The 12773-nt window shown below is 62.4% G+C and carries 12 protein-coding genes; 4 read left to right on the forward strand and 8 right to left on the reverse strand.

Annotated features, from left to right (window positions below; all coding sequences use genetic code 11):
- The first annotated feature begins 50 nt into the window (after positions 1–50).
- A complete protein-coding gene (locus ACO06J_RS09850; RefSeq protein ID WP_421760532.1) occupies positions 51–473 on the forward strand; it encodes a response regulator in 423 nt (140 codons plus the stop codon).
- Here the strand turns inward: ACO06J_RS09850 and ACO06J_RS09855 are convergent.
- The 5 genes from ACO06J_RS09855 to rpiA all read right to left on the reverse strand — a co-directional run bounded on the left by ACO06J_RS09855 (position 433) and on the right by rpiA (position 6639).
- Entirely contained in the window at positions 433–2352 is a 1920-nt protein-coding gene (locus ACO06J_RS09855) for a PAS domain-containing protein (RefSeq protein ID WP_421760533.1), read from the reverse strand. The genes ACO06J_RS09850 and ACO06J_RS09855 overlap by 41 nt on opposite strands.
- Positions 2353–2463: 111 nt before the next feature.
- A complete protein-coding gene (locus ACO06J_RS09860) occupies positions 2464–3849 on the reverse strand; it encodes a class II 3-deoxy-7-phosphoheptulonate synthase (protein WP_421760534.1) in 1386 nt (461 codons plus the stop codon).
- Between the two features lie 63 nt (positions 3850–3912).
- Complete coding sequence (gorA, locus tag ACO06J_RS09865; RefSeq protein WP_421762485.1) at positions 3913–5289, reverse strand: glutathione-disulfide reductase; 1377 nt, start codon at positions 5287–5289, stop codon at positions 3913–3915.
- A gap of 82 nt (positions 5290–5371) precedes the next feature.
- Positions 5372–5905 (reverse strand): DUF2059 domain-containing protein, encoded by a 534-nt coding sequence (locus ACO06J_RS09870; RefSeq protein ID WP_421760535.1) that lies wholly within the window; start codon positions 5903–5905, stop codon positions 5372–5374.
- Between the two features lie 41 nt (positions 5906–5946).
- Positions 5947–6639, reverse strand: coding sequence for a ribose-5-phosphate isomerase RpiA (gene rpiA / locus ACO06J_RS09875; protein WP_421760536.1), 693 nt, complete (start codon positions 6637–6639; stop codon positions 5947–5949).
- Positions 6640–6882: 243 nt separating this feature from the next.
- On the opposite strand from rpiA, the gene ACO06J_RS09880 reads away from it, so the two are divergent.
- A complete protein-coding gene (locus tag ACO06J_RS09880; RefSeq protein ID WP_421760537.1) occupies positions 6883–7488 on the forward strand; it encodes a L,D-transpeptidase in 606 nt (201 codons plus the stop codon).
- Positions 7489–7603: 115 nt separating this feature from the next.
- Positions 7604–8644, forward strand: a complete 1041-nt coding sequence (moaA, locus tag ACO06J_RS09885) for a GTP 3',8-cyclase MoaA (RefSeq protein WP_421760538.1) — start codon at positions 7604–7606, stop codon at positions 8642–8644.
- Between the two features lie 14 nt (positions 8645–8658).
- Here moaA and ACO06J_RS09890 read toward each other — a convergent pair whose 3' ends face one another.
- The gene (locus tag ACO06J_RS09890) at positions 8659–9138 is read right to left on the reverse strand and encodes an Lrp/AsnC family transcriptional regulator (protein ID WP_421760539.1); all 480 of its coding nucleotides are present in this window, start codon (positions 9136–9138) and stop codon (positions 8659–8661) included.
- Between the two features lie 108 nt (positions 9139–9246).
- Positions 9247–9918, reverse strand: a complete 672-nt coding sequence (locus ACO06J_RS09895; protein WP_421760540.1) for a thermonuclease family protein — start codon at positions 9916–9918, stop codon at positions 9247–9249.
- A gap of 110 nt (positions 9919–10028) precedes the next feature.
- Between ACO06J_RS09895 and ACO06J_RS09900 the strand changes: the two genes are divergently transcribed.
- Positions 10029–11558 carry an ATP-binding protein gene (locus ACO06J_RS09900; protein ID WP_421760541.1) on the forward strand — a complete coding sequence of 510 codons (1530 nt, stop codon included), beginning with the start codon at positions 10029–10031 and terminating at the stop codon, positions 11556–11558.
- Between the two features lie 10 nt (positions 11559–11568).
- Here ACO06J_RS09900 and cobT read toward each other — a convergent pair whose 3' ends face one another.
- The gene (cobT, locus tag ACO06J_RS09905) at positions 11569–12582 is read right to left on the reverse strand and encodes a nicotinate-nucleotide--dimethylbenzimidazole phosphoribosyltransferase (protein ID WP_421760542.1); all 1014 of its coding nucleotides are present in this window, start codon (positions 12580–12582) and stop codon (positions 11569–11571) included.
- Positions 12583–12773 lie beyond the last annotated feature (191 nt).

Raw genomic sequence — 12773 nt, forward strand, 5'->3', positions numbered from 1 at the left:
CAGTTGGGATGGTGTAAATGCTCTGAAAATCATCGTGCAGGAATAGGATTATGAGTTGCCGGGTATTGGTCGTTGAGGACGAGATCCTCGTGGCAATGGAAATCGAAAACATCGTCGAAGATATGGGACACCTGCCCATCGGCGTGGCCCAGGACAGCAAGCGCGCCAGGGAACTGGCCAAGGACGCCGAACTGGCGTTCGTCGACCTGAACCTTGTGGACGGCCCGACCGGGATCGAGTTGGGTCGCGACTTGGCGCTTTGGGGCGTGACCGTACTCTATATGACCGCCAACCCAGCCCAGCTTGGTGATGGCGTGCCGGGGGCGATCGGTGTGTTGCCCAAGCCGGTGAACGACCAGGAGCTGAAGCAGGCGCTGGATTATTGCGTGTCGGTGCGTCGGCAGACCGGACCAGTCACCCCTCCCCGACGCCTCAGGCTTTTTGATCGGCCTTCGGCTCAGGCGACGGCCTGAGATCGGCTCGGCGCTTCAGCGCATCGAGCGGAACGACAAGGTCAATATCCAGCCCCTCTGGTGTCCAGTTGCGTTGCAGCGTGCCGCGTAGCTGACCCTCGACGCTGAGCTTTATCAGCCGCGAGCCGAACCCCTGCGTTCCCTCTGCAACGGCCGGACCACCGCGTTCGTGCCAGTGAAGGCTGTAGTTTTCTCCGAAACTTGAAGCCGCAATCTCGATCCGTCCCTCTGGGCGGGAGAGAGCGCCGTATTTGGCGGCATTGGTGGCAAGCTCATGGAAGAGCAAGGCCAGCGGCGTGGCCGCGCCCTCATCGATGGTCGCGTCGTCGCCGGAAAACGTGACACGGGACTGGTCTGCGTCCTGATAGGGGTCGAGCAGTTCGAGAACCAGCGCCTTAAGTGAACTCGGGTTGGAGCGCGGCTGCGACGCGCGCGAGTGGGGGCGCACGAAATCGTGGGCGCGACCAAGCGCCAGAATCCGGCTTCGCAGGCGATCGGCGAAGGCGGTGGCCTCCGGATGCTGGCGAGCGGCAAGGCTGACGAGGCCGCCGATTACCGCGAAGATGTTCTTGATGCGGTGGCTGAGCTCCTGCGCGATGATTTCGCGTTCCTCTGCAGCGAGGCGCCCCTCGTGGATATCGGTGCAGGTTCCGATCCAGCGGATGATCTCGCCGGTAGCGTTGCGAACCGGCAAGGCCTGGCCGAGCACCCAGCGGTAGGCGCCGCTGTGGTGGCGCAGCCGATACTCGATGCGATACGGCTCGCCCGTGGCAAGCGACATACGCCAGACGGACCAGGCGCGCTCCTGATCTTCAGGATGGAACATGCCGTTCCACCCTTCGCCATCGGTGGATCCAACGGGGACGCCGGTGAACTCGTACCAGCGCGCATTGTAGTAGTCATGGAACCCGTCCGGGAGCGTCGACCACACCATCTGCGGCATGGCATCGGAGAGCGTGCGGAAGCGGGCTTCGCTTTCGGCGAGGCGTTCTGCGGTGAGCCGCTGCTCGGTGATATCAACGACGATGCCCGGAAACCGCAGGCCCTTCGGCGATGAAACGGCACCCGAGGCGGCGACCCATCGGATGGACCCGTCGGATTGGAGCAGCCGAAACTCAAAACGAGCCTGCCCTCGCGTCGCGACGGCAGCCTGCAGCTCGGTTTGCGCCCTCTCACGATCATCGGGATGGATGGCAGCCAGAAACGTGCTCATCGGGAAGCCACGCTCTGCCTCGTCAGGTGCAAGGCAGTAGAGGCGGGCAAAGCGCTCATCGGCGGTGACTAGGTCTGCGCCAACGTCCCAATCCCACGTCCCCACCATGCCAGAGGCGGTGAGCGCCATGTTGAGTTTTTCCTGGCTCTTGGCGAGAGCCATCTCGGCGCGAACACGAGCGGTGGTTTCTACCACAAGGACGACAACGCCGAGTGGCGTGCCGCTCTCGTCGAGAACAGGGGAGTAGTTGAGATTGAGCCACAGCGGTTCAAAGCGGCCGGTCCGGTTCAAGACCAGTTCCTGATCCGCTACATACCAGGACTCTCCCAGGAAGCCGCGCCGCATGACTTCGCGATTGAAATCGGCGATCTCCGGCCACGCCTCAAGCGCTGGCTTGCCAAAGATCAGAGGGTGGCGGTCACCGGCAAACTGGGCGTAGCCGCTGTTGTAGATCAGCACGCCGTCGCGCTCGCCCGCCAGCATAACCATCGGAACGTCCGACACCATCATCAGGCGTACGGACGCGCGCAACGCCTCCGGCCAGGTCGCGATGGGGCCGAGTTCGGTTTCCGCCCAGCCGAAATTATCAGCGAGCCGCACCAACTCGTCCGCCTCGAGCCGCGCTTTGGTGGCAGCATCGGCGCGGGGGAATAGCGTATGGGGCAAGTGGGTCTCCGCCAATGCTTGCAAGGTGGCGACACACCATGTCCCGCCACTTCACCAAGTCACACTAGTCGATGTGGTTCGACTGGCTATTAAAAATGTTAATCCGCGATCTCAGGCAAACGCTACCCTGGCCGAACGCTCCGGACGTTGCGCACGCAGTTCCTCGGCCACTAGGAAAGCCAGCTCCAGAGCCTGCGAGGCGTTGAGGCGCGGGTCGCAATAGGTGTGGTAGCGATCGCTCAGATCGGCTTCCGTTACCGCAGAAACGCCGCCGCCGGTGCACTCGGTGACATCGTCGCCGGTCATTTCGATGTGGATGCCGCCGGGGTAAGTGCCCATGGAGCGATGCACATCAAAGAACGACTTTACCTCGGACAAGACGCGGTCGAACGGGCGGGTCTTGTAGCCGTTGGAGGCCTTGACGGTGTTGCCGTGCATCGGGTCGGAGCACCAGACGACCATGCGACCACCCTGCTGCACCGTCTCGATCAGGCGTGGCAGGTGGTCGGCGACTTTATCGGAGCCGAAGCGGCCGATCAGCGTGATGCGGCCGGCTTCGTTGAGCGGGTTGAGCTTGTCGAGCAGGCGGTTCAGGTCGTCCGAACTGAGGCTCGGGCCGCACTTGATGCCGATGGGGTTCTTGATACCGGCAAAGTACTCGACATGCGCACCATCGGGTTGCCGGGTGCGATCGCCGATCCAGAGCATGTGGCCGGAGGTTGCGTAGTAGTCGCCAGTGATGGAGTCGCGACGGGTGAGCGCCTCTTCATAGCCCAGCAGCAGTGCTTCGTGGCTGGTGTAGAACTTGGTTTCGCGCAGCGACGGCGTGTTGTCGGGCGTCAGGCCGAGGGCGCGCATGAAGTCGATGGCGTCGTCGATCTTCTTGGCCAGCTCCTCGAAACGCGGATAGGCGCTGGTGTCCTTCATGAAGCCCATGGTCCATTCATGGACACGGGTCAGGTCGGCATAACCGCCGGAGGCGAAGGCGCGGAGGAGATTGAGGGTGGCGGCGGACTGCCGGTAGGCCAGCAGCAGGCGCTCGGGATCAGGGATGCGCGATGCCTCGGTGAAGGCGATGTCGTTGATGATATCGCCACGATAGCTCGGCAGCGTCACGCCATCGATGGTTTCGGTGTCGGAGGAGCGAGGCTTGGCAAACTGGCCAGCGATGCGGCCGACCTTGACGACGGGCTTGGAGGCGCCGTGCGTCAGGACGACCGCCATTTGGAGGAAAACGCGGAAGAAGTCGCGGATGTGGTCGGCGCCGTGCTCGGCAAAGCTTTCAGCACAATCGCCGCCCTGCAAGAGGAAGGCGTCGCCACGGGCGACTTCGGCCAGTTGATGCTTCAGGTCGCGCGCTTCTCCGGCGAACACCAGCGGCGGGAACTTCTGGATCTGAGCTTCGGCCGACCTGAGCTTGTCCGAATCCGGATAGGCCGGCACCTGCGAAATCGGTTTCGATCTCCAGCTTGTGGGCGTCCAGGTGTTTGTCGGCATAACGCGTACCTCTGTTTGGCGCGGCATAGCAGGGGATGGGGTGGCTGCCAAGCCGCGGCAACGCTAGTGCTTTACCCCGGCGCGGTAGACATAAGTCGGGGCCTTGAACGTCACCAGTTCTTCGGCGGCGGTGGGATGCATGGCGATCGCGCGGTCAAGATCGGCCTTAGTGGCATTCATGCCGATGGCGACAGCAGCGAGTTGAACCATTTCGCCTGCCTCGGGGCCGAGGATGTGGAGGCCGAGCACCCTGCCCCCATTGGCCTCGGTGATCAGCTTCATGATCACGCGGTCGCTCTTTTGCGACAGGGTGTTCTTCATGGGGCGGAAGCGGGCGATATAGACGTCGATGTCGCCTCTGGCCGCCGCCTGCGTCTCGGTGAAGCCGATAGTGGCGATCTCAGGCTCGGAGAACACGGCGGTGCCAATCATCGAGTGATCGACAATGGTGGGCTTGTTGCCGAAAACGGTATCGGCAAAGGCGTGCCCTTCGCGGATGGCGACGGGGGTCAGGAGGGCCCGGCCGGTGACGTCGCCGACGGCATAGATAGAGGGAATTGAGCTCTGCGACCGGTCATCGACCGCGATTGCACCGCCGTCGGTGAGCTTGACGCCAACTTCGGCGAGGCCGAAGCCATTGACGTTGGGAACGCGGCCGGTGGCAAACATCACCGCGCCATAGGGGGCTTCGACGCCATTGGCAAAGCGCGCAACGACGTCATCTCCATCCTTGCGCAACGCGGTGATGGTGGTCTCGTACATCAGGTGGATGCCGCGAGACTGCAGACCCGCTTCCAGCCCCAGGCGCATATCCTCGTCGAAGCCGCGCAGCACGCGCTCGCCGCGGTAGACAATGGTGGTGTGGACGCCGAGGCCGGCAAAGATCGTCGCGAACTCGACCGCGATGTAGCCGCCGCCTTCGATGAGGATCGAGTGCGGCAGACTGGGCAGGTCGAAGGCCTCGTTGGAGGTGATGCCGATCTCCTTGCCAGGGATATCGGGAATGAACGGGCGTGCGCCCGTGGCGATCAGAATGGTTCCAGCCGTCAGTTCACGATCGGCGGCAACCAGACGAATGGTGTTCGGACCGACGAGAGTGGCGCGGTCGCGGATGATCTCTACACCCGGCTTTTCCAGTCCTGCCACATAGGCGGCTTCGAGGCGGGCGATTTCCTTGTCCTTGTTGCTCACAAGGGTCGGCCAATCGAACTTGGCATCGACGGTCCAACCGAAGCTTCCGGCGATCTGAAAACTGTCCGCAAAGCGCGAGGCGTAGACGTAGAGCTTTTTGGGAACACAGCCGCGGATCACGCAGGTGCCGCCGATGCGATATTCCTCGACGATGGCCACCTTGGCTCCGTAGCCGGCGGCGATGCGGGCAGCCCGGACACCGCCAGAACCGGCTCCGATGACGACGAGATCATAGTCGTAGCTCATGATATCCCCTGCCCCAACAGGGGCCTGACACAAACAAAAAGGGCCCCGCGCTAGGCAGGGCCCCCTCTAGATAGGGTGCGATCGATCAAGTGTCGACGCCGGCCTTCTTCAGGGCAGCACGAACCTTGGCGAAGAACTCACTGCTGAGGTTCACCGAGTAGACGTTCATGATGCGCTGCATCGTGGAATTAAGCTCGGCGTTCGCTTTCGAGAGCTTCATGCCGATGGGCGAGCCGTAGAAATCGACGATCTGCTGCAATTCCTCGGGCGAGAAGGTCAGGGCGTAGACGCGCGCCATCTGGTCGAACAGATCACCCTTGTGGCCCTTGTACTCTGTGATCGTATCCGTGATCGCCTTGTTGAGAGCCTCAGTAATGTCCGGGTTCGTCGCCGACAACGTCTTGAACGTGTTGATGCCGGCCTGCACGACCGTTGCCTCGAACACACCCGAATGATCGGTGAGGTCGAGATACTTGCGCGCCAGCGCCAGATGCTCCGGCGAGATCTCCTGGCCGATGGCCGGGAGTGACACGAAGGAGGTCAGGATCATTGAGAGCAGCGCTGCGACTATAAGCGGCGCGCGCTTGAGTTTGGAAATCATCGGCTTGTTGCCTGTCATCTTGTTGTCCACCCCTAACTAGCCCGCTATCGGTGACGCACTCAAGCGTCAAGAACCTCGATTCCAGCGGGACCCGCGACATAGGCCCTCTTACACAAGCCTATGAAGAGCCCGTGTTGCACGACACCTGGAATGTCGATCAGGGCATCGGCAAGTGCTTCTGGATCGGAAATACGGCCAAACGATGCATCCAATATGACGTGCCCGCCATCAGTAATAAAGGCGCTGCCGTCTGTGCGTCTGCGCTGCACAAGGCCGCCTTGTGCACCCATGGTGACAAGCAGCTTTTCGATCTGACGGAAAGTGGCGCCGAGCCCAAACAGGTTGGCCTCGATCGACAGGGGGAACTTGCCCAGCACGGCGACCTTCTTGCTGATGTCGGCGATGACGATCATGCGGGCCGAGGCGGCAGCGACGATCTTTTCGCGCAGCAACGCCCCGCCGGCACCCTTGATCAGGGCTAGGCCGGGGCCAATTTCATCGGCGCCATCTACGGTCAAATCGAGTTCGGGCGTTGTTTCCAGATCGGTCAACGAAATGCCGAGCGCCCTCGCCTGCGCGGCGGTGACCTCGGAGGTGGGCACGCAGACAACATCAAGGCCGGCGGCAACCCGCTCACCGATCAAATCGACAAAGTGTCTGGCGGTAGAGCCGGTGCCCAACCCGAGCCGCATGCCGGACCGAACTTCGTCCAGCGCCGCAATCGCGGCCAATCGCTTGAAATCCTCGCCCATTGATGCCCCCAGACGTTTTTCGGAACTAGAGGGGCGAGCCCCCGGAAGTCAAGCCGTCACCTCACGCATTGGTGATCGGCAATTGTCTCTTCATGGCAACACAATGCAGGTTAGGTGTTCACAGTATGTTGGAATCGTGGCGCGGGGCCTTTTCCGCGATGCACCGAACAGTTTATCACGCAGTTTAGCGATTGGCCCGAGGCGCTCGGCATCCAATCTGTCAAGAGGCGCAGTTTGATACAAATGACCAAGCTCAGAATTCTGATTGCCGTGCTGCTGTCAGCGATCGTCAGCTTCTCGATGATCTCGCCAGCCAGCGCGTTGAAGTTCTACAACGCGGAAACCAACCGCTGGGAAGATCCTGCCGAAGTTGCGGTGGCCAAGGTGGCAAAGGGAAAACGCGGCAGCGCCATTCCTCGCGAAACGGTCGATTACGACACCAATCTCAAAGTCGGCACCATTGTCGTGGAGACTGGCGAGCGGCGGCTCTATCTGGTCCTGCCCGATGGTAAGGCTCTGCGGTATGGGATCGGTGTTGGCCGTGATGGGTTCCGCTGGTCCGGCCAGCACACGATCACCCGCATGGCCGAGTGGCCGGGTTGGACGCCGCCGGCCGAGATGCGCAAGCGCGTGCCTGATCTGCCGGCCTATATGCCTGGCGGCCCGGAAAATCCGCTTGGCGCCCGTGCGCTCTATATCGGGTCGACGCTCTACCGCATCCACGGCACGTCAGAGCCCTGGACGATCGGTCAGGCGGTGTCCTCCGGTTGCATCCGCCTGACCAACGAAGACGTCGCTGATCTTTATGAGCGCGTTCGGGTTGGTGCGCTGGTGGTTGTTCACCAGTAAGAGTGCTCCGCAGTTTTGAGAGCGGCCGGTCCATGCGGGCCGGCCGTTTTTGTTTGCGCGCACTTTTGTTTGAGCGCCGCTTGGCGAAAGCGGCCGCGTGGCGTTAGTAAGGGGAATGACCACCAACCTGATCCGACAGCCCGATCTGGAGCCCAAAGGCACAGCGGCACCGCTCATTGATCGCTATGGGCGCCGGATTACCTATCTCAGGGTATCGGTGACGGACCGCTGCGACTTCCGGTGTGTCTACTGCATGAGTGAGCACATGACGTTCCTGCCGAGGAACGAAGTGCTGAGCTTTGAAGAGATCGACACGATCGTTTCAGCCTTCGTTGCCCGAGGCGTCAGGAAGGTGCGGCTGACAGGCGGTGAGCCGCTGGTGCGGCGCGATATCTTGCAGCTGGTCGAAAAGATCGGCGGACATATCGGCGGCGGGCTCGAGGAAGTGACCCTCACCACCAATGGCAGCCAGTTGCGCCGCTATGCCGATGGGCTGGCTCGCGCCGGGGTCAAGCGGCTCAATGTATCGCTGGATACGCTCAACGAGCAGCGCTTTGCCGACATTACCCGGCGGGGTCGGATCACGGATGTTCTGGACGGGATCGATGCGGCCGCCGATGCGGGGCTGAAAATCAAGATCAACATGGTGGCGATCAAGGGCGTCAACGAGGATGAGATCGAGCCGATGCTGCACTGGGCGCATGGTCGCGGTTTTGGCCTGACGCTGATCGAGGGGATGCCTCTGGGCGAAGTCGGGATCGACCGGGTCGACAGCTACCTGCCGCTGAAGGAATTGCGGGAGCGGCTGGGCGCCAAGTACACACTGGAGCCGACCGGGCACCGTAGTGGCGGGCCGGCACGCTATGACTATGTGGCGGAGACCGGCGGGCTCCTGGGCTTCATCACCCCGATGAGCCACAATTTCTGCGAGAGCTGCAATCGCGTGCGGCTCACCGCAACGGGACAGCTCTACATGTGCCTTGGGCAGGACGACATGGTGGACCTCCGCGCGGCGATCAGGGAAGGTGGGCCCGAGGCGCTCGATGCGGCGCTGGACCAGGCCATGCTTCTCAAGCCCAAGGGGCACGATTTCGTGCTCGACCGAGACCACACCGCTCCTGCCCTGTCACGCCACATGAGCGTGACAGGCGGCTGACCGGTACTGTCCGACTACTTGTCTTCGTCCGTGACGATGGCAAATTCCAGCGGAAGCGCGGTGGTGTATTTGATCTGCGCCATGGCGAAGGACGAACTCACATCCGTGAGGGCGATCTTGGCAATCATGCGCTTGTAGAAGGCGTCGTAGGCACCGATGTCGGGCACGACAACGCGCAGCAAATAGTCGACTTCGCCGCTCATGCGGTAAAACTCGACGACCTCGGTGAAGTCCTCCACCACAGACGCAAATTTGCGCATCCAGGCTTCGTTATGTTCGTTGGTTCGGACTGAGACAAATACCGTGACCCCGGCATTGACCTTAGCCGGATCGAGCACCGCGACACGGCCCTTGATCACGCCGTCTTCTTCCATCTTCTGGATGCGGCGCCAGCACGGGGTGGTAGAGAGGCCAACTTTACGACCGATTTCTGCAACCGGAGTGGTGGCATCCTTTTGCAGGAGCGCGAGAATCTTGCGGTCTATCTTGTCCAAAGCGATGATCGCCCCCTGAAATCAGATTTCGGATATACGTCTAAAACCGTAAGCCGGCGCAACGATACCCCGTCTGGCGGGCGATACAACGCAAATCTCTTCCGCGTGTCAACTCCCAAGAAGCCGGATAAGCCACGCAACGAAGCGATCGAAACGGCTGGGTGAACCGGACTCTTCACTGCCTGCTCCCTCGCGCCTGCGCCAATCGGCGGGCCGTTCGAACGGACCCTGCCACACGCCGGCATGGTGAAGCATCGCATCGGCCTGTTCGAGTCCGTAGCCTTCGGTCGCCAGAGCCAGCCCCTCACGAACAAGCTGGCCCGCCAGATCATTTGTCACCATTTCGCAACGCGCCACGAGGCGGCCGTAGCGATCGTAAGTTTGGGGCTGGCAGTTGATCATCTGGCGGCGCACGAGTTCGGTGAGGCGGATACGGGCGGTATCCCCGCAGGGCCAGCGCGCGCCATTGGCGGCGCCGCATGTCTGGTGGCGCTCCGGCGCATCGATGCCTGCGAGGCGGATGCGCTGCCCAGCGAGGTCGATTGTGTCGCCGTCGATGACACGGTCTACAGCTCCGGCGATCGGCCCAGAACCGTTGGCGAGCCGGGTCTCCGGCGTGCCGAGGTAGGCCGCGATGATCAGGCCGAGCGCGGCGAGGAGCCACAGCCAGACCCGACGCATGGGACGAACGGTGAGCACGCGGCGGCGGCCGGTCGCCCAGACCGGCATGGCCGCTGATGTGATGCGGGATGGCCGCCGATTTGCTGGGGTTTTCGGCATTCGTGGACCTGCTGGTTCACCCTTGCTTAACCATGGGATGCATAGGGTTTTTACGCAAGCGTTGCGAACGCGTTCTGGTTCGCTGCAAGTGGTTGGTTGAGTTTTGCGTTATGCCGTTTAAGCCCGCGATGCACGACAGTGACGTGCGCGCCCAGATGGGTCGCGAGCTCAAACGCAATTCGCAAAAAACCGTGTTCGATGCGCGGCAGCGGCTCACCTCCAGTTCCGGTACGCGCGCCTCGTTCGATCTCGAGTTGCTCGACGACTACGCCAACACCCGTATAGCGGGCGTGTTTGCAATTGCCGGGCTAGTGTTTATCCTTGCGCTGTTCTCAAGCCTCTGGGTCACGCCGCTGGCAGCTGCCGCCTGGGCGATCCTCGTACTCTTCGCCAATGCCGGCGTGTACCTGGTGTGCCGCCAGTTCAAGCGCGAGGACCCCAGCAAGTTCAATGCGGCGCGGTGGACAGCAAGCTTTATTGCCGCCGAGACGGTGAATGGCATCGCCTGGGCGATGCTGTCGCTGTTCAGCCTAGTTGCGGCGGACTCGATCAACCTCCACGTGGCGATGTTCGCCATGGCGCTGGTCGGGGTCGCGGCCAACGCGGTGTCGACGCGGACGTTGCCCGGCGCAACGCTGATGAGCACGTTGCCCTCGGCGGCAACGGTGACAATCAATCTGCTGATGTCTGGCGGGTTGCTGAACTGGTCGCTTGCGGCAGTGACCATCGGCGGCGAGATCTTCTTCGTCTACCTCGCCAAGCAACTCTACAAATCCGAACTCGATACGGTTGCGCATCAATCGGAAAAGGATGCGCTGATCAATGAGTTGGAGGAAGCGCGGGAGATGAGCGATGAGGCACGGCGCCATGCCGAGCAGGCCAATATCGCCAAGTCGCAGTTCCTTGCGACCATGAGCCACGAACTGCGCACCCCGCTGAATGCCATTATCGGGTTTTCCGAAGTGTTGAAATCCGAGCTGCTCGGGCCGCATCAGGTCCCGCAATACAAGGAATATGCGGGGGACATCCACAGCTCCGGGCTGCATCTGCTCAACCTCATCAACGAGCTGCTCGATCTCAGCCGCATCGAGGCTGGCAAGTATGACTTGAACGAGGAGGCGGTGTCGCTGGCCGATGTCGCCGAAGATTGCCGCCGCATGCTTGAGATCCGGGCCAAAGCCAAGGGCATCGAGTTGACGGTGAGCTATGCCAAGAACCTGCCCAAGCTCTGGGGCGACGAGCGCGCTATCCGGCAGGTGGTGCTGAACCTGCTCTCGAACGCCATCAAGTTCACGCCGCAATCGGGCAAGGTGCACCTGATGGTGACCCGCTCGGGCGATGGCGGGCAGATGGTCTCGGTGCGGGACAACGGCCCGGGCATTCCCGAGGACGAGATCGAGACGGTGCTGTCCTCGTTTGGCCAGGGCTCGCTGGCGCAAAAGACCGCCGAGCAAGGTGCCGGGCTGGGACTACCGATCGTCCAGAAGATTATGGAACTGCACCAGGGTCGGTTCGATCTGTTCTCGAAGCTGCGCTTCGGCACCGAAGTGATCGCCACCTTCCCCCGCGCCCGCGTCATGGATGCGCTGGCCCCGGTGGTCGAAAAGCGCGGACTCGAGATTTACTCCGAAGCCGGCTGAGCACTCTTCACTAGTGCGCCTTGCCGCTGACGCCAGCGCTGGCGAAAGTCGCCATGTTGGAATGGAGGTGCAGTGCGGTCTTGGCGAGCACGGCAGCCAGCGCTGCACCAGTCCCCTCTCCGAGGCGCATCCCGAGGTCAAGCAGTGGGCGCTTGCCCATCTTCTCGAGCACGGCGCGGTGGGCGTGTTCGGCTGAAACGTGGGCGAAGATGCAATGGTCGATCGCTGCGGGATTGACGGCATGGGCGACGGCCGCGGCGGCGGTGGCGACAAAGCCATCGACAATCACCGGCACCTTCTGCTGACGCGCCGCGATGATAGCGCCGAGCATGGCGGCGATTTCGCGGCCACCGAGGCGGGCGAGGATGGCGAGCGGGTCGGTGAGTTCGGGCTTATGCAGCGCCAGTGCGCGGTCAACGGCATCGGCCTTGCGCTTGAGGCCCGCATCGTCAACGCCGGTGCCACGCCCGACCCAATCGGCGCCAGTGCCGCCATAGAGCGCCGCGTAGAGCGCGGCGGCGATGGTGGTGTTGCCAATGCCCATCTCGCCGATAGCGAGGAGGTCGGGCTTCCCCGCAATCGCTTCCATGCCATAGGCGATGGTGGCGGCACACATCTTGTCGTCCATGGCCGCCGTCTGAGTGATGTCGCCCGTGGGCAATTCCAGCGCCAGTTCGAACACCCTGAGGTTCAACTCGTGCAGGGCGCAGATCTGGCTGATGGCTGCGCCACCTGAGGTGAAGTTGGCGACCATCTGCGCGGTGACCTCGCGCGGGAAGGCGGACACGCCCTGGTCAGTGACGCCATGGTTGGCCGCAAAGATCGCGACCATCGGGTTTTCGAGCGTTGGGCGGCCCTTGCCCTGCCAGCGGGCGAGAAACTCCACCAGCCGCTCCATTTCGCCCATCGACCCGGGCGGCTTGGTGAGCTGGCCATCATGGGCACGCACCACGGCCACGGCGGCTTCATCGCCTTGGGGCACGATATTCAGGAGGTCGACAATATCGGCGAAGGGCGAAGGCATTGGAGACTCCGGAACGGGGACGCCACTCATGTGCGAGTCCCGGGGGCAGAGTCCAGTGCCAGCGTGGATTGCAAAGCACCCCGATGTATCGGACAAGCGATTTCACACCAGACCCGCGAGCGAGCCACCCGTGACGGACCTGCAGCCCCCACCGAGACCCCGACAGGACAACGGCTTACCACCGGCGGGGC

This window comes from Devosia sp., from assembly GCF_965229025.1.
Taxonomy (GTDB): Bacteria; Pseudomonadota; Alphaproteobacteria; order Rhizobiales; family Devosiaceae; genus Devosia_A.